The organism is Verrucomicrobiota bacterium (assembly GCA_039027815.1).
Lineage (GTDB): Bacteria > Verrucomicrobiota > Verrucomicrobiia > Verrucomicrobiales > JBCCJK01 > JBCCJK01.
Genome location: JBCCJK010000019.1, coordinates 1 through 17121, shown reverse-complemented (window position 1 = coordinate 17121; position 17121 = coordinate 1). Strand labels below are relative to the sequence as shown.

Here is a 17121-nt window from a genome sequence, read left to right as displayed (position 1 = left end):
GGCGAGGGGTCAGCTTGACCCCGCCTATACTATTGAAATTATAGCAAACTTAGCTAATAAAAGGCAAGGCCTTCCCGAGGGCCCCTTTACGGGCTTGGGTCCCAGCGGTAGCCGATCCCCCGGATCGTTTGGAGGGCTTGGGAGGCCGAGCCCAGCTTGGCCCGCAGGGTTCGCACGGCTCGGTCCACGCTCCGCTCGGTCACGAAGAGCCCCGGCCCCCAGACTTCCCGAAGAAGTTGCGCCCGGGTAAAGGCTCGTTCGGGGTGCTGCACGAGGTGAGCGAGGAGGCCGAATTCTTTGGGGGTGAGGACGAGGTCGCTTCCGTGGAGGGTGCGGGCCGTGAGGTCCAGTTCGAGCTGGGAGCCGAGGGGAATACGGGTCCGCGCGGAGGGCGCTTGGCGTAGGAGCCGCCGCACTCGGGCCAGCAGCTCGGCCAGGGCAAAGGGCTTGATGAGGTAGTCATCCGCCCCCAGGTCGAGCCCGCGCACGACGTCTTCGGTCTGGCCGCGGGCGGTCAGCATGAGGAGCGGCACTTGGATGTCTTCCTGGCGCAGGTGGCGGCAAATTTGGTAGCCGTTGACTCCTGGGAGCATGATGTCGAGGAGGATGAGGTCGGCTTTCCAAGCGAGAGCCAGTTCCAGCCCGTGCTCACCGTCCGAGGCGACCCGGACTTCCCATCCGGCGGCCCGCAGATTGTCCTCCAGCCCCCGGCGGAGGCTGGCGTCGTCCTCGATGAGTAGGATCCGGGAACTCATGGGAGGGGGAGTTCGGGGAGCTGAACGCGAAAGCGCGATCCTTGGCCCCGTGCGCTGGCCACTTCCACGTGGCCGCCGTGGGCCTTGGCTAGCTCGGCTACGATGGTGAGGCCGAGCCCGAGGCCATCCACTTGACGGTCGAGGCCGGTCTCAGCTCGCCAGAATTTGCGAAAGACGCGGCGTTGTTCTTGGGGATCGAGACCGGGGCCGCGGTCCTCGACCTCGATCTGAACGAGGTGGACCTGACGCGAGGCTCGGAGCGCGAGCCATTTTTCCCCGGGACTGTATTTCCAAGCATTCTCGATCAGGTTGCTGAGGATGGAGCGGGTGGCGTGGGGGTCCAGGTGGACGGGGAAGGGGTCGGGCAGGGCCAGGTTCACTTCATCGAAGGCGGCCGTGCGTTGGGCGAGGAGTTCTTCCATCAAGGCTCGAAGGCAGAAGGTTTCCCGCTCGATCGCGAGGATCCCTCGGTCCAAACGCGAGAAGGTCAGGAATTGTTCGGCGAGGGCCGCCAAGCGTTGGTTCGCTTGCACGGCCAGCTGGAGGTATTCCTTGGGCTGGGCTGGCTGCGAGAGCGGGCTTTCGGCGAGGGTTTCCAAGAGAACGCGTTGTCCGGCGAGGGGAGTGCGGAGTTCGTGGGCCACGGAGGTGGCGAGGTCGGTCCGCAAGCGAGCCAGGTTTCGATCTTGCCAGCCTGACCAGAGCGCTCCCAGGACGGCCAGGGCAAAGAGCAGGCCACTGCCGAGGCCAATCCAGCGGACCGGCGTGGCGCCTTCGAGAGGGAGGGTGGCGTCGAGAGGCTCGGGGACGAGCGAGGCCCGCAGGGGGCTGTCCCAGCGGGTGAAGCGCTGTCCTTCGGGACCGAGCCGGACGGTGACGCCCGTTTCCAGAAAGCGGCGTTCGAGCTCTTCCTCATCCCAGCAGAGGGTGAGTTCGCCTGCCTCTAGGAGCAGGCTGGCCTCGGGTGGGGTTCCCGCGGCCCGCAGGCCTTCCATGCGGGCGAGCTTTTCCAGCAGAGGATCGCTCGCTACAGCCAGATAGAGGGTGAGGGCGCGGTGTCGGAAGGAGGCTTTCATGGGGGGGCCGGTCTGACCCAACAAGCGCGGGCGCAGGAGCTGGCGGACTTCGCTTTCGGCCAGGCGGGGCAAGAGGGCTGAGGTCACGAAGTCCCGCCCTTCCTCATCGCTCCCCCAGGTGAGGGAGGGCAGGTCCCCAGGAGTGGGGGTGAAGGGGGGGTCGGGATAGAGCACGGCGCTGACCCGCCTTTTTTCCATGAGCTGGGCGGCCAGCTGGGTGGTGGGACGAGGCGCGAGGTGGGCGAGCGCTTCCTGGGAATCGCGTTCCAGGCCTTCGGCGACGGTGCCCAGCGCGCGTTGGAAGCGCTCTTGGCGGTTTTCGGCGAGGCGGGCGGCCACGAGTTCTCTTTCGTTTTTCAAGCTCCGGTCGAGAATCCACCACCACGCGCCCAGGGCCAGTCCGAGGACCAGCAGCACCCAGAGCCGTGCCATCCACGGAGGGGCCGACCAGGGGCGGTGCCGGAAAGCCATCATGGCTGGCCGATTTGCAGGTGGGTGAAGACTTCCCCGGCCAGGGCTTCCACGGAGGCCCGCGCCTCTGGCTGGCAATCAAACCAGAGGACGGTGGTGAGCGTGTCCCCATGCGCGGCCAGTAGGATGCGCTGGCCGGAGAGTTCTCCTTTGGTGTAGGAGAGGACGAGGAGGTGGGCCTCGCGCCCTTCGGCTTTCAGGATTTTGCGGGAGCCCGGCAGTTCTTCTCCCTCGTCAAAGTTTTGGCTGTAGTTTTCGACCAGGGTGTCGAGGAGAATTTCTTCGGAGGTGCGGAGCTTGGCGAAGAAGTTTTCAGTCGGCTGCACCTCGATGAGGCCTTCCTGGAAACGAAAGGAACCGTCTAGGAGTCTCGTGCGGTAGATCTTGGGTCGATCCGCCAGGAGATAGGAGAAGAGACCCGCGGGCAAGCGGAGCCGGAGAGGCAGTTTTTCTGCTTGGAGGTGGGAGGGGCGCTCGGGTGACCATTGGGGGTCCTGGGAGTGGAGGAGGATTTTGGCGACCCCAATTTGAATTTGCGTGATTCGCTGGGGGCCTTGGCGTTCGATCCAGAAGGTCTGCTGGAGATTGGTTTCATACTTGGTCGATTCGATGGCCCCCAGCCCGGTCTCGATGCGCTCGTGGGCCACGGCTTCGATGACAAAGTCGAAGGGGAGGCCGCCCGTCAAGAGCGAGGCATTCAGGCGGAGGCTGACTTCGGTGCCGATGGCTTTTGGCAAGAGCCGGAGGAGCTGGACGGCCTGGTCGTTATCGTAGAAAGGCGCGGCCTGCCAACTGTCCCCCTCGGCCGGACCCTCGACCAGGATCTCTTGGCTCTGGCTGGGGTAGGTTTTCCATTGCCCGGAGGGCTCCACTTCCAGAGAGAGCTGGCCGAAGGTGGAGGACCAGCATTCTCCGTGGAGGGGGCGGAACCCGTCTTGGAGGAATTCGATCCGACTGAGGGCACCCGGGCCGCTCCCGCGCACCATCCAGCTCGTCCAGGTGGGCTGCCCCTCTTCTTCGGAGGAGGTGAGGGCGGAAGTCATCCAGCCGAGGCGCTCCCCATTGGGCACGGTGATTTCGTAGTGCAGAAATTCTTGTCCGCCCCAGGGCACGGGGCCAAAAGCCGAGTCGGGGGGGAGGAGGGCCAGGGCTTTCTGACGCCAGCGATTTTCCGGCGGCCAGCCCTGGCGAAGGGCCTCGACCTGGGCTTCAGCCTGGGCGGTTTGACCGAGCCGGAGGTAGCAGTCTGTGAGATGATAGCGGGCTTCGGCGGTCAGTTTGCGGGACTCTTGGCCTTCTGCGAGCACCGCTTGGAAGGCTTCGATGGCCTCGGGGAGGCCCTCGGTTCGTTCCATCAATTCCACGCCCCGTTCGAGGCGGGAGGTGAGGGTTTCGGCGCGGAGGGAGCCGAGCAAGAGAGCGCTCAGTAGCAAGAGAGGAGGAAGGGTGATCAGTTTCATAGGGAGCCCACTCTAGGAGAGAATTGTGACCATTCGGTGACCAAGGCGAGACCTTTTGGTGACGGGGGCACGAAAAAAGCCGTTCCCTTTTCAAGGAACGGCTTTTCCGAACGAAACGATGGGAAGCGTTTAGAAGGTGTAGCTGATGTCAAAGGTCAAACGATCAGCTGTGATGTTGTCTTCCTCATCCGTGAGCGGAATCTCATAGGCGATCCCGGCCACGATGTTGTCTGTTAGGCGACTCTGCACGCCGAAGCCGATCGTGGCGTAGAGTTCGGAGTTGGAGGCTCCGAAGTTCAAGAGATCCGCCCCTTCGGAGGGCGCGACGGCCGGGACGGCCCCGCCCACTTGAGTGTCAAATCGAGTGCCTCCATCTCCTTCGCTCAGGACGGTGAAGACGTTGGCCTCCACGAAGGGCATGAACCAACGATTGAAGCCGTAGCTGATCTGGCCACTGGCGAAGCCTTGGGTCGAGAAGCTGTCGTCTAGCGGCAGTTGCAAGCCGAGTGCCCCTCCGAATTGCCAGTCTCCGTAAAGCTTGAGCGCTTGGGTGGTGAGGATGAGATTGCCGTCCCCCTCTCCTTGGAAGACTTCCTCGCTCCCGATGGGCACTTCGTAGGCAGCGGTCACGCTCCAGACAAATTCGTCTTCGGGGTCGTAGAGGAAGGCGTATTTCAAGCCGGCCCCGACGTTGGCAAAGCCTTCGTCAGGGGTGAAGGTGGAGTCGGGACTGAAGTCGACAAAGCCATCCTTGAGGGCCACGAGTGAGAGCCGTTCGTTGAAGGCATACTCAAACTGGAGGGCGTAGAGCTGGAGGTCTCCGCCGAAGGGCACGCGCGCCCCATTGGCCAGGGTGAGCTGGTCGGGGAACTGGTGGTTCATGAAGATGAAGTGCAGCTTGGTGGTCGGCAGCGCCAGGTCGAAAAGGGTGGGGTTGGTGACCGGCCGCCGGGCGTCGGCGAAGGGTTCCTCGTCCGAGACGGGGGGCGCGTCCGGCACGATCATGGTTTTGGGACCGGCCCAGGCGGAGAAGCCCAAGGCGAGGAAGAGAGCGAGGGTGGTGGGTTGCTTCATAGAATAGATGGTGTTTTCTACGCATTCTAATGCGCGAAATACAATACGTGCATTAGAATGCATGGTTTCATAAATCACGTTTTGGCCGCCTCTTTTTTTGCTTTTTTCGACGGCGAGCCTGGTTGCCTTCCTTTTTGGGGAGCTAGGGGTCTGGCCATTCTCCCAGCCAATTCTCCAGCTTGGCATGATACCAACCTCCAGAATTCACTGGAAGAATGGAGGGAAGGTGTTGTGGGGAAGAGGCGCTGAAGCGCGGGGAAGGAAGAGCCGGTGTCTTTCGGAGCCAGCCCAGCGTTGCTCCTCGGTTACGGTGCCTGCACCGCGCCCTCGTCGCGCCTTGGCCTGGCCCGAAATCCACTCGGCCATTCTACCAGCCAATTCTGCAGCTTGGTATCAGGATCAGTCGGCGGCTACCAGGCGAAAGATTTGGTCGGGATTGTTGATGGCCAGGTAGACGGCGCCATCCGGGCCGACTTCCACTGCGCGTACCCGCCCGATGCCTTTGAGGAGGACTTCTTCTTCGATGAGCTGCCCGGCGGGGTCCAAGCGGAGGCGTCGGACGCTTTCATCCCGGAGCGCGCCCGCCAGGAAGTCGTTTTGCCACCGGGGAAAGGCCTTCCCTTGGTAGAAGGCCCCGCCGCACACGGCGATGGAGGGGGTCCAGTAGGTGACGGGCTGCTCCATTCCTTCCTTGGCGGTCAGGCTGGTGAAGGGGGTGCCGTCGTAGTTCATGCCGTGGGAGATGATCGGCCAGCCGTAGTTGGCTCCTTTTTTGACGAGGTTGAATTCGTCTCCGCCGCGCGGGCCATGCTCGGTGAGGTAGAGGAGGCCGTTCTCGGGGTGGGCGTCCATGGCCTGAGGGTTGCGGTGGCCGTAGCTCCAGATTTCGGGGAGGGCGTGGCCTTGGTCGATGAAAGGATTGTCCGAGGGGACGCGCCCATCGTCGTGCAGGCGCAAGACCTTGCCATAAGGGACGGCCAGGTCTTGGACTTGTTCCAGGGTGCCGCGCTCTCCCACCACCACGAAGAGGTAGCCCCGCTGAAAGACGAGCCGCGTTCCAAAGTGGGCTCCGCTCGGGAGGTGGTGTTCCTTGGCCGCTCGGTAGATCCATTCTTGGTCGACCCAGGTGTTTCCTTCCAGGCGACCACGAACGACGGCCGTCATGGAGAAGGGTTTGCCTTTGGGGCGGTCGCCTTGTCGCCAGCCATCCGAGAAGGCGAGGTAGATCCAGCCATTTTCTGAGTAGTTTGGATGCACGCCGACCGCCAGCATGCCGCCCTGGCCTTTCTGAATGACGGGCGGGGTGCCCCGCACGGGCGCGCCGATCCGGCCATCGGCCTCAATGAGGCGGACGGTGCCGGGGCGTTCGGTCACGATCAAGCGACCGCCTGGCAGGAAGTCGATGCCCCAGGGGTGATCCAAGAGGTCCGCTTCGACCACGGCTTCCAGCCGGTAGGCGTGCTTTTGAGTGGCCACGACCTGCTCCTGAACCGGCTGGGGATGGAGGGCTTCCTTTTCGGCGAAGGCGCTTTCCCGCTCGCGGATGAGGATGACGAGGCTGCGCAGCATTTCGTCATCGATGATGGATTCCGACCAAGGGGCCATCCCAAGTTCGGGAAAGCCTTCCCGAATGCTTCGGGCGATCTCAGCATCGCTGCCGCCATGCTTCCAGACGCCATCGACCAGGGAGCCGCCCAGGCCTTCATTCAGCTCGTTTCCGTGGCAGGCGGCGCAGTAGGAGAGGTAGACTTCGGTGTAGACCTTGCCCGGTTTGCGCTGGGCGGAGGCGAGGGGCACCGAGAGGGCGAGGGACGCCAAGAGCGCCAGGAGTCGGGGGGGCATGCGGGAGTTTACGTCAACCGAGGCGCTCGCCCATCACGAAATTGGCGGCGGTTTGCGATCACATGCGAAAGGTTTGCGAAGAGGCGAAGCCGGATTCTTCGGTTTCTTGAGGGTGCGCGCGCAGCTGTTTGAGGTGGAGTCCGAAGGCCCGCATGACCAAGAGGTGGAGGAGGGCTTGGGTGTATTGGTAGATCCACCAGGGGAGTCGGGGCGGGAATTCGTGGATGGCGGCCATGACGGAGCGGCCTTCTTCCACCAAGCGGAATTCGAAGCGGCCGGGTGGCTCCACTTCATTGCGGCAGAGGAGGCCGCCTCGGATGTAGAAGACGCGTCGCCGCTGGAGGTGGCGAGTCAGTTCGGAGGGATGGAGTTCCAGGAGGACGAGGCGGGGCCAGCGGAGACGGAAGATGAGGGAGCCATCCTCCAGCCGATCGACTACGATGACGGTGCCAGAGCTGCGGGTGAGCCATTGGCCGTAGCAGGTGGCCACTTGGAGGGCGTCCCAGCCAGCCGGGAGGGGCATGCGCTGGACGGAGCGGACGCGGCGGGCTTGGCGGAGGCGACGTCGATTTTTCCGACGCTGGCTCCGCTGGGGGTAGCCATCGGGTCGGCCCTCTTCATCGACGGAGTCGCGCACCGATTGCTCGAAGGGGATGGCCTGGCTGGCGATGGTTTTTCGCAAAAGATTGTCCTGCGCGACGAGACTGTGGCGGAGGCTGGCCAGGAGGGGATTGACGAGGCGGGGGGTGGTCTGGCTGATGAGGGCGACCCAGAGGCGGGAGAGACCGATGCAGTTAGCGGGGAAGTTGAGGGTCCGGGGTTGGTGGCCGAGGACCTTGGCGGTGCGCAGGATCATTTCCCGGTAGCTCATGGGCTCGTGGCTGGCCAGGTCCCAGGTGCCGCCCCGAAAGCGGGGCTCGTGCAAGCAGAGGTCGATGGCACGAGCCACATCCCGCACGTCGGAGGATTGGGTGGTTTCGCGGGTCCATTTTGGGAGGATCATGACGGGGAGGCGGCGGACGAGCTGGATCAGCAAGCGGGTGGAGGACCCGCCGCGGCCATAGATGAGTCCGGAGCGGAGCACGGTCACTTCGAGCGAGCGACTCCGCAGGACCGTCTCCACTTCCCGCCGGCTTCGCAGGTGTTCGGACAGATCGTCTTCTCCTTTGGGAATGAGCCCGCCCAGGTAAAGGAGGTGTTCCAAGCCGGCCTCTTCGGCCGCGCGCACGAAGTTGTCCGCTAAGAGGAGATCGAGGTCGGCGAAGCTGCCTTGGACCAGGCGGGAACTCGGCAGCATGGAGTGCACGAGGTAGATCCCGACCTTGGCCCCGGTCAGGGCACGGGTCAGGCTGGGGAGCGAGAAGAGATCAGCCTGCCGCCATTGGACGCCGTCTTCGTCTGAGACCCGTTCGGAACGCGAGAGGGCGATCCATTCGCTCCCGGGAGGGCGGTTTTGCAGCAACCATGATCCGACGAAGCCGGTCGCCCCGGTCAAGGCGATGGGGGCGGAGGCAGGCATTTAGGATTGACCGGTGAGAAATTTCCAGAGGGTCAGGCCGAGGCGGTAGCGACCTTTTTTGGCTTTCAGGATGGCCAGGGTGCGGTTGGCACAAAGAACCCGGATCGGGGGCAGGGCGGGGAGGGAGGGGCCGGCGCCGGAGGAGACTCCCGTGGGAAGATGTTTCGCGAAGGTGCGACTGGATCGCCAGCCTTGCAGAAGGGTTTTGAACCCCGGGAAGCGGACGACCAACTCTTCGTCCGCTCCCGAGATTTCGAAGGAGTGAGACCCGTCATCGATGCGGAGCGATCCCCGCACGAGAAAGGGACTCTTTCCCGGCTCAGGCGGGGACGCCATCGCGGGTGCGGATTTTAAGGATGCCGTTCACTTTCCAAAGGGCGCTCGGGGTGTCCGGGCCAACTTTGCTAGGGACGGAGACTTCGAAGTTTTCAAAGTCGTAGACAATTTCCGCATTGCGCTCATTGAGCTTTTCGAAGAGCCCGATTGCTAGTTCGGGCCAGGTGGTGGTTGCTTCAGCCATGATAGGTATTGGTTTCGGTTTGCGGCTCTCGGAGAGCGAGGGACGCCTGATAACGAAACGCTAAGGAACGGGCTTTGGACTCTTCGGGCGCGTTTCAGGGCCAGCGGCGGCCGCTTCCAGGCAAGCCGCTTTCCGTCACTCGCCCGCGAGGGCGGCTACGATTTGACGGACGTTGTGCTGGATGAGTTGGTGGTAGGAAATGGGGTTTCCCTGGACGTCGCCCGTGGCATCCGCCAACAAGACGCCGCCGATTTTGATGCCGGTTTCCTGCGAGATGGCTTGGAGCATTTTGTCGTTGCTGCTGGCTTCTGGGAAGAGCGCTGCCACGCCATCGGCCTGCAATTGCCCGATCAAGGTGGTGAGTTCCTTGGCGGAGGGCTCGTGGTCTTGAGTCAGGCCGCGCACGGGGATGGCTTGGAAGTCGTAGGCCGCGCAGAAGTAGGCGAAGGCGGCGTGGGCCGTGGGGAGCTGGCGTTGCCCCGGGGGCACGGCGAAGAGCTGAAGAGCAGCCCAATTTTCCAATTCCTCCAGAGACGCCTGGTGCGCTTGGCTGCGAGCGGCGAAGCCGGGGGCCTCTTCGGGAGCGAGGGCGGCCAGCTCTTTTTCCACTACCCGCGTGGCGCGCCGCATGAGACTGATGTCGTGCCACCAGTGGGGGTCTTCCACTTCGTCCCCGTGGTCGTGTCCGGCGTGGCCGTGATCGTGTTCGGGATGATCGCAACCACCGAACTGGAGCGAGGGCAAGCTAGCGCCGATTTCCACCAGCTTTTGTCCGGCGGTGAGATTGTCTCGCAGGCTATCGAGATAGGGTTCGAGCCCTTTTCCTGAGGCCAGGATGAGGGCGACCTCCTGGAGCTGGCGGAGATGGGCGGGGCTGGGCTCGAAACTGTGGAGATCCGCGCCCGGGCCGACTAGGTCGATGACCTCGACCTGATCTCCTCCTACGGTCCGCGCCAGTTCCCCCAGGAGAGGGTGAAGGGTGGCGACCCGCAGTTCCGCAAAGGCGCTCAGCGGGAGCAAGGCGAGGAGAAGGAGCGGTTTCATGCTGGGGGAGAAGCGTCGTCAGGAGTGCTTTTATCGCAAGAGTTTCGCGTCAAAAAAAGTGGGATCAAAGACGGCTCGCGATTCCCACCCCTATGAGCGCCATGACGATCCCAAGGGCCAAGCTCACGACCAAGGCGATGCCAAGAAAGCGCCAGAAGCGGCGCTGCTTTTCGAGGACGGCTTCGAAGTCTCGGGCCGTCCCGGAGCTAAGAGCCTTGCCGATGGCCTGGGCGCAGCGGAGGAGTAGGAGGGCGGGATAGAGATAGCAGGCGGCGATGGCGATTTGCACCAGCGCCGTCAACGCGAAGGCTCCCGCGCCAGTGCTTATGAGCGAGAACAAGGTGCCCAAGCCGGTCAGCACGGTCAGCCCCCCCGCGATCAAACCGAGAATCCCAAAGAGGCGCATCCAGGGTCGGGTCCCTTTGAGTTCATCGAGCATGACTTGGGTGATTTTCTCTCCCTCACCCAAACTGTCCCGCCCGAACAAATTCGAGGCCGGGGCCTGATAAAGATTGTCTTCCATCGAGGGGTCCGGTATACCGAATTCGCTGGGAAATGGCAAGTTTATGAATGGTCCGTCCTCTCTGCATGATCGCCTCGATACCCAGCAGCAAGTGGAGCTAGGGGAGGGATTGGAGATCAGTTTGCGGATGGCCGGGCCGCTCCCCCGGATGCTGGCTTGGCTGATCGATCTCTCCATCAAGATCGGGGTCTACCTCTTGCTGGCGATCGTCCTTGGTTTCACGGCGCGTTTCCTGGATGCGGGAGTGGTCCAAGGGCTTTTTCTTCTCTCTTTCTTTCTCTTGTGGTGGTTTTATGCCGTCTGGTTCGAGTCGGGGAAGAAGGGGGCGACTCCTGGCAAGCGGGCCATGAAGCTGCGAGTGACTCGTCTGTCCGGGGCCCCCATTTCCTGGAGCGAGTCCCTCATTCGCAACTTTCTGCGCTTCGTCGATTTCTTACCCTTTTGCTACGGCTTCGGCCTCGTTTCCAGCCTGCTGACCAAGCGCTTCCAACGCCTGGGCGACCTCGCGGCGGGCACGGTGGTGGTCTATGAGGAGAGTCTTCCCGCCGCCACTCTGGCCAAGCAGCATGCCGTCCCGCCGCAGCGACCCAAGCTGGCGCTGACGGCGGAGGAGCAACTGGCGCTGACGGAGTATCTCGAACGCGCTCCCAAGTGGTCGGACGAGCGGAAGATCGAGCTGGCAAATCACGCCCGCGGATTGACCGGCGCCACGGGTCCGGAGGGGGTCCGCCAAGTGCTGAGCACAGCCACCTGGATTCGGGAGGGGGCGTCATGATGCGGCGGCGCGATTTCGAGGAGCGAGGGGAGCCGCGCTGGAGAGCGCTCGAGCAGGGACTGGCTGACTTGGAGAAAGGGGAGTTGCCCGCCAGCGAGGCCGGAGCACTTCCCCGGCTCTTTCGGCAAGTCTGCGCCGACCTGGCCATGGCGCGCCACCGCATGTATGGCGTCCGGCTCGGCCAGCGTTTGAACGACGCCGTGATGAAGAGCTTCCGCCTGCTTTACCGCAGCTCGGGCAGGTCGGTTCTGGGATTTCTTCGCTTTCTGGCGATCGGCTTTCCCCGGCAAGTTCGGCAGGAAGCGCGCCTCTTTTGGTTCTGCTCGGCGCTTTTCTGGGGGCCGTTTTTGCTGCTGGCCTTTTCTCCTTCCTGGGACCTTTCCTGGATTTATGCCCTGCTCGGCCCCTCTGGCATGACCAGTCTGGAAAGCAGTTTCGGGGAAGGGGCAGATAGGGTGGCGTCCTTGCGGGAGGAGTTTGGGAGTGATTTCATGATGTTCGCTTTTTATGTTTGGAACAATGTCAGCATCGATTTCCGGGTTTTTGCGGGCGGCATTTTGGCCGGCTTGGGGACGGTCTTTTTCACGGTCTACAATGGGCTCTATCTGGGAGCGGCCACTGGCTACGTCCACGCGGCCTGCGATCCCGAGCTGTTTTACAGTTTCGTGGCCGGGCATTCCTCTGTGGAGTTGATCGGCCTGGTCATCGCGGCCATGGCGGGCTTGCGCCTGGGCCTGGGCTTTCTCAACCCGGGCACGCAATCGCGCGGGACGGCCATCGTGCTGGCAGCGCGGCAAGCGATCAAGCTCTTGGGAGGGGCGGCGGCCCTGACGCTGTTGGCGGCTGTCATCGAGGGTTTTTGGTCGGCCCAGCCTTTTCCGCCTCTGACCAAGTATGCCTTTGGCCTGGGCCTCTGGATTTTGCTGGCGGTCTATCTGCTCTTGGCGGGAAGGGGGGCGGGGCGTGAAGCTTGAGACGGTCCAGGCGGTCTTGCGACCGCGGAGCGGCTGGGAAGCCATCGATCTGGGCGTGGCGCTGGCGCGGCAGCATTACGGGCGGATTTTGTCATGCTGGGTGGTGACGGTTTTGCCCCTGTGGCTCCTGGTGAGCGCGCTCCTGTGGAAGCACCCGGCCTGGGCCTGGGTGGCGGTCTGGTGGCTGAAGCCGCTCGCTGACAAGGTGCCGCTTTTTTACCTGAGCCGAGCCCTTTTTGGGGAGCGCCCGACGGTCTGGGAGACGCTCCGAGCGTGGCCCAAGCTGCTCTGGCAAGAGGCGGGTTGGCTGCTGACGTGGCGTCGCTTTTCCCCAGCGCGTTCGGCCAACCTGCCTCTGGTGCAATTGGAAGGGCTTAGGGGGAAGACCTACCGCAGTCGCGCCCAGCTGCTTTCGCGCGAGAGCGGAGGCTGTGCCTTTTGGTCGATCAAGCTGTTTTTAGTGGCAGAGAGCATCCTGCTTTTTTCGTTGATCGCCTTGGTCCTTTTGTTCGTCCCGCAGGGCGAGTTCCAAGAGCTGCGGGCTTGGTGGGAGACGTTTTGGGCGGATTTAGTCGGGGGGGAGTTCGCGTCCTTTTCCGGGGGAATCGATTGGATGATGAATGCCTTTTCGTTTCTGACTTTCGCACTCATCGCTCCCTTTTATGTCGGGGCGGGATTTGGGCTCTATTTGAATGCACGGACTCAGCTGGAGGGTTGGGACATCGAGCTGACGTTTCGTCGCTTGCAGGAGCGACTGGAACGCCAGCGGGGAGCGAGCCCGGCGGTCACGGCCGCGCTTCTGGTGCTGGCCTGCGGCTTGGCTTGGCAGGAGGGGTCGGCCAGTCCGGATCCGGAAACGACGGTGGCCGAGGTGCTGGCCCGCGAGGAGTTTGAGTGGCGGACCAAGGAGACCACCCGCAGGCAGTGGGTGCCCGATCTTGAGGGAGCGGGTGGCGACGAGCGCTCCCCGGTCAACTGGAGTGGGGAAGTCTGGAAGGCGCTGGGATGGGTCATCGTGGGGGCGGTCCTGCTGGCTCTGGTGGTCTATTTGGCAAAGCAGAATGGCAGGCGAGGGCCGGCCGGAGCGGAGCCAGCCAAGCGGGCCAAGCCGAGCACGGTGGTGGGCTTGGAGGTGGCCCCGGAGTCGCTCCCCCAAGACATCCCAGCGCGGGCGCGGGAGCTGTGGGCGGCGGGTCAGAGGCGAGAGGCGGTGGCGCTGCTTTATCGCGGGGCGCTCTCTTGGTTTGTGCATGAGGAGGCCCTCGAGATCGAGGAGAGCGCTACCGAACGCGATTGCCTCCGGCAGGCCCGTTCGACGCCCGAGGCAGAGTACTTCGAGCGGCTGACCCGCCACCGCTTGGAGGTGGCCTACGATCACGCGGAGCTGGCGGCAGAAGACTTGGAAACCCTTTGCCATCAATGGCCTTTTCGGAAATGAGGGTTTCGAGTTGGCTGCGGGTGGTGGGGGTGGGGTTGGCCCTGGAGGCGCTGGCCGGGTGTGGAAAGGGACGTTGGGAAGAAGTCACCGAGACGAAGGAGCTGGGCTACCGGGGGCGGGCCCGCGTCGATCCCTACTTCGCGGCCGAGTCCTTCCTTCGCGAGATGGGGATCCCACAAGCGCGCAGTCTTTCCGGCTTGAACCGTTTTCCAGAGACGAACGAGGCGCTGCTGGTCAATTTGCGGGCGGTTCCTGGGGAGGGGATGGCGCGGCGACTGCAGGAGTGGGTGCAAGAGGGAGGGCACCTCCTCTGCGCGACTTCCGAGACGGCCTTCGAGGGTTTCTCGTTCTTTGAAAGCGCGACCGATTCTTCTCGGGAGGTGGAGAATCGGCTGCTCGATTTGTTCGGCGTGGCGAGGGCCGAGGAGGTGCCGGAGAGCTTGGAGGAAGAGGAGCCAGTCGTCCGCTGGGGGCGGGATGAGTATGCGGTGAAGGGTTTTTCAGGGAGTGGTTTGCTGGCCCCGGGGAGCCAAGAGTCTTCCGCCGTGGTGACGTTTCCCTATGGATCCGGTCGGTTCACGGCGCTGAGCGATGGGGCGGTGTTTCACAATCGACGCTTGGGCGAGGCCGAGCACGCCCGTCTTCTCTGGGATCTGGTGAGCCAAGAGTCGGTGGCGGGGCTGGCCCTGATTTACGGCGGACCGTCTTTTTGGCAGCTTCTTTGGGAGCGCGGCTGGGCGGCTCTTTGGGCCCTGGGGGCGTGGATCGTTTTTTGGCTGTGGCGTAATCTCAGTCGAGCCGATCCGGTGCTCGATCCGGAGCTTTTTGAGACGCGAGAGCTACGAGACCACATTCGCATGGTGGGGAGGTTTCTCTGGCGAGAGAAGGCCGCTGGGGTGCTTTTGGGGCCGCTGCAAGCGCAGCTTCGGCGTCGCCTTCCAGGCCAGCGCTTGCTGGGAAGCTCCTCCCAGGTGAGTGAGGCCCAGTGGGCGGAGCTGACCAGGCGTACGGGCTTGCCGCGCCCCCGTTTGCAAGAGTTGTTTCACGAGATTCCCGAGACCGAGGGAGCGGAATGGACGCAGTTCGTGCGCGACTTGCAGCTCCTTGATGAGAGACTTCCAGCCAATTGAACCATGACCGAACCACCTGAACTCCCGCCCTTGCCCCCTTCGCAAGATGTCCCCTGCGACCCCGTTCCTCCAGGCCTCCAAGAAAGCGCCCACCTGATGGCCCGCATTCGCGAGCAGGTCGGAAAGGTTTTTCTCGGGCAGGAGCAGGTTTTGGAGCAGATTCTGGGGGCCTTTCTGGCGGGGGGGCATGTCCTTTTGGAAGGCAATCCCGGGCTGGGGAAGACCCACTTGGTGCTGAGTCTGGCGCGGACCTTTGGAGGTGAGTTTCGTCGCATCCAGTTCACGCCCGATCTCATGCCCTCGGATGTGACCGGTCACACGCTTTACGACATGGCGGCCCAGCAGTTTCGGGTGCGCCGGGGGCCGGTTTTCTGCAATCTGCTCTTGGCCGATGAGATCAATCGGGCGCCGGCCAAGACGCAGGCGGCGCTTTTGGAGGTGATGCAGGAGCGGCAGATCACGATCGATGGCGAGACCTTTGCGCTGGAGCCCCCCTTCATGACTTTGGCGACCCAGAATCCCATCGAGCAAGAAGGGACCTACCCCCTGCCGGAGGCGCAGTTGGACCGCTTTCTCATGAAGATTCTCATTGGCTACCCGCGGCCAGAGATCGAGGAGGCCATTGTGACTCGGGTCACGGGGAGTGGGGGCGAGTCGGTCGATCCCCTGCAAGAGATCGAGAAGGTGTGCTCGCCCGAGGAGATCAATCAGGCCCGGGCCAATCTGGCGCTCGTCAAGATCGTGCCCGAGGTGGTGGCCTACGCCGTGGCCATCGTGCGAGCCACGCGCGAGGCCAACGGGATCAGTTTGGGAGCGGGGCCACGCGGGGCCATCAGTCTGGTCTCCATCGCCAAGGCGAACGCCCTCTTGGCCGGCCGCGGCTATGTCATTCCCGATGACATCAAGATGGCTACCAGGCCGGTCCTGCGGCATCGCCTGGCGCTCGCGCCGGAGGTCGCCATCAGCGGGCAGACCCTGGATGAGTCCATCGATGCCGTGGTAGAGACCATTCCCGCGCCCAGGAGTTGAGGGGCGCGCCGCGCTGTTTTTTTTCACGGCCCTACTATGCGTCCTTCCAATCGATTGCTCTTGGCGGCGGCGCTCTGGTTGGGGCTGGGCGTGGCAGCGGGTTTTTCTGAGCCGGCTACGGGGGTGTGGCGAGTGGGGGGCCTCGTTTTAGCTTTCGCTCTTTTGGTGGATGGCTTTTGGCTGCTCTCTTTGAGGAAACCGGTTTTCCGGCGGTTTCTTCCCGGAAGATTGGCGGTGGGGGTGCCGACGGAGGTCCGTGGCGAGCTGCGCAATCCGACGAGATGGCCCGGCCTTTTTCGCTTTTTTGACAGTGTGCCAGTCAAAAGCGAGAGCCCGGATTTGCCTTGGAGGGGACGGGTTCCCCCACGCGGTTTCGCTCGCTTTGCCTATGAGCTGCGGGTTCTCGAGAGAGGGCGACAGTCCTTCGAGCGGGCCTGGGTGCACCGTCTTTCTCCCTTGGGTCTCTGGGAGCGGAAATACCGCTTGGGCCAGGAAGAGAGCGCCAAGGTCTATCCCAACTATGAGCCGGTTGTCCGCTTCGCCCTTTTGAGCGTGGCCCATAAGGTGGAGCAGATGGGCATTGTGAAGAAGAATCTCCAAGGTCAGAGCAAGGATTTCCACCAGTTGCGGGAATACCAGGAGGGGGATGTGTTCTCTCAGATCGATTGGAAGGCGACCTCACGTCGCTTGCAGCTCATTAGTCGGGAGTATCGCGAGGAGCGGAATCAGACTCTCATTCTGATGCCAGATGGCGGACGGCGCATGCGGGCGCTCGATGGAGGCATCGCCCAATTCGATCACTGCCTGAACGCGATGTTGTTGCTATCCTATATCGCCTTGCGGCAAGGAGACCAGGTGGGCGTGCTTGGGTTTGGGGGCACGCGCCGGTGGTTGCCGCCGGTCAAAGGCCAGCACAGCATGAACCTTTTGCTGAATCATTTGTATGATTACGAGACCTCGCTCGAGCCGAGTGATTACTTCGAGGCGGTCGAGCGCCTCTTGGTCCACCAAAAGCGGCGCGCGCTCGTGATCCTGCTGACCAATCTACGAAGCGAGGACAGTGAAAATGTGGCCCGCAGCCTCGATCTGCTCCGCCAGAAGCACCTCGTGATTCTGGCAAGCTTGCGGGAGGAGAGCTTGGGGGCGCTCCGCCGAAAGCCCGTCCACGATCCGGCCACCGCCACCGATTACCTCGCCACCCACCAGTATCTAAGAGAGCGGCAAGAGGTCTTTCAGGATCTCCGGTCGCGCCACATTCATGTCTTGGACGAGGAGGCGACGCAGCTCCCGGTGGCGGTGGCCAATGCCTACCTGGAGATCAAGCGGGCGGGGGTGTTGTAATACCAACGTCCAGAATTCACTGGAAGAATGGAGGGGAGGTGTTGTGGGGAAGAGGCGCTGAAGCGCGGGGAAGGGAGAGCCGGAGTCTTTCGAGCCAGCCCTGCGTTGCTCCTCGGTTACGGTGCCTGCACCGCGCCCTCGTCGCGCCTT

General features: G+C 63.1%; 16 protein-coding genes. 6 read left to right on the top strand and 10 right to left on the bottom strand.

Translation table 11 applies throughout. The features are described from left to right. Window positions 1-86 precede the first annotated feature (86 nt). The 10 genes from AAF555_06900 to AAF555_06855 form a co-directional block, all read right to left on the bottom strand. Window positions 87-755, bottom strand: coding sequence for a response regulator transcription factor (locus AAF555_06900; protein ID MEM6911297.1), 669 nt, complete (start codon window positions 753-755; stop codon window positions 87-89). After that, complete coding sequence (locus AAF555_06895; GenBank protein ID MEM6911296.1) at window positions 752-2263, bottom strand: HAMP domain-containing sensor histidine kinase; 1512 nt, start codon at window positions 2261-2263, stop codon at window positions 752-754. Before AAF555_06895 ends, AAF555_06900 begins: the two co-directional genes overlap by 4 nt. 38 nt (window positions 2264-2301) lie before the next feature. After that, window positions 2302-3762, bottom strand: a complete 1461-nt coding sequence (locus tag AAF555_06890; protein ID MEM6911295.1) for a tetratricopeptide repeat protein — start codon at window positions 3760-3762, stop codon at window positions 2302-2304. A 129-nt stretch (window positions 3763-3891) separates the two neighbouring features. Continuing rightward, window positions 3892-4836: a hypothetical protein gene (locus AAF555_06885; GenBank protein MEM6911294.1), complete on the bottom strand. Its 945-nt coding sequence runs from the start codon at window positions 4834-4836 to the stop codon at window positions 3892-3894. Window positions 4837-5235: 399 nt separating this feature from the next. Beyond that, entirely contained in the window at window positions 5236-6678 is a 1443-nt protein-coding gene (locus tag AAF555_06880) for a PQQ-dependent sugar dehydrogenase (GenBank protein MEM6911293.1), read from the bottom strand. Window positions 6679-6736: 58 nt separating this feature from the next. Continuing rightward, window positions 6737-8197: an NAD-dependent epimerase/dehydratase family protein gene (locus AAF555_06875; protein ID MEM6911292.1), complete on the bottom strand. Its 1461-nt coding sequence runs from the start codon at window positions 8195-8197 to the stop codon at window positions 6737-6739. Beyond that, window positions 8198-8533, bottom strand: coding sequence for a hypothetical protein (locus tag AAF555_06870; protein MEM6911291.1), 336 nt, complete (start codon window positions 8531-8533; stop codon window positions 8198-8200). Further along, window positions 8517-8717, bottom strand: a complete 201-nt coding sequence (locus tag AAF555_06865; protein MEM6911290.1) for a hypothetical protein — start codon at window positions 8715-8717, stop codon at window positions 8517-8519. Before AAF555_06865 ends, AAF555_06870 begins: the two co-directional genes overlap by 17 nt. A 135-nt stretch (window positions 8718-8852) precedes the next feature. Continuing rightward, the gene (locus tag AAF555_06860; GenBank protein MEM6911289.1) at window positions 8853-9761 is read right to left on the bottom strand and encodes a metal ABC transporter substrate-binding protein; all 909 of its coding nucleotides are present in this window, start codon (window positions 9759-9761) and stop codon (window positions 8853-8855) included. A 64-nt stretch (window positions 9762-9825) separates the two neighbouring features. After that, window positions 9826-10284 carry a DUF5362 family protein gene (locus AAF555_06855; GenBank protein MEM6911288.1) on the bottom strand — a complete coding sequence of 153 codons (459 nt, stop codon included), beginning with the start codon at window positions 10282-10284 and terminating at the stop codon, window positions 9826-9828. Between the two features lie 43 nt (window positions 10285-10327). Between AAF555_06855 and AAF555_06850 the strand changes: the two genes are divergently transcribed. The 6 genes from AAF555_06850 to AAF555_06825 all read left to right on the top strand — a co-directional run bounded on the left by AAF555_06850 (window position 10328) and on the right by AAF555_06825 (window position 16971). Then, window positions 10328-11059 carry an RDD family protein gene (locus AAF555_06850; protein ID MEM6911287.1) on the top strand — a complete coding sequence of 244 codons (732 nt, stop codon included), beginning with the start codon at window positions 10328-10330 and terminating at the stop codon, window positions 11057-11059. Further along, window positions 11056-12033: a stage II sporulation protein M gene (locus AAF555_06845; GenBank protein MEM6911286.1), complete on the top strand. Its 978-nt coding sequence runs from the start codon at window positions 11056-11058 to the stop codon at window positions 12031-12033. Before AAF555_06850 ends, AAF555_06845 begins: the two co-directional genes overlap by 4 nt. Further along, window positions 12023-13471 (top strand): hypothetical protein, encoded by a 1449-nt coding sequence (locus AAF555_06840; GenBank protein MEM6911285.1) that lies wholly within the window; start codon window positions 12023-12025, stop codon window positions 13469-13471. Before AAF555_06845 ends, AAF555_06840 begins: the two co-directional genes overlap by 11 nt. Continuing rightward, window positions 13468-14601, top strand: a complete 1134-nt coding sequence (locus tag AAF555_06835) for a DUF4350 domain-containing protein (GenBank protein ID MEM6911284.1) — start codon at window positions 13468-13470, stop codon at window positions 14599-14601. Before AAF555_06840 ends, AAF555_06835 begins: the two co-directional genes overlap by 4 nt. A gap of 96 nt (window positions 14602-14697) precedes the next feature. Further along, a complete protein-coding gene (locus tag AAF555_06830; protein MEM6911283.1) occupies window positions 14698-15630 on the top strand; it encodes a MoxR family ATPase in 933 nt (310 codons plus the stop codon). Between the two features lie 36 nt (window positions 15631-15666). Beyond that, a complete protein-coding gene (locus AAF555_06825) occupies window positions 15667-16971 on the top strand; it encodes a DUF58 domain-containing protein (protein MEM6911282.1) in 1305 nt (434 codons plus the stop codon). Window positions 16972-17121 lie beyond the last annotated feature (150 nt).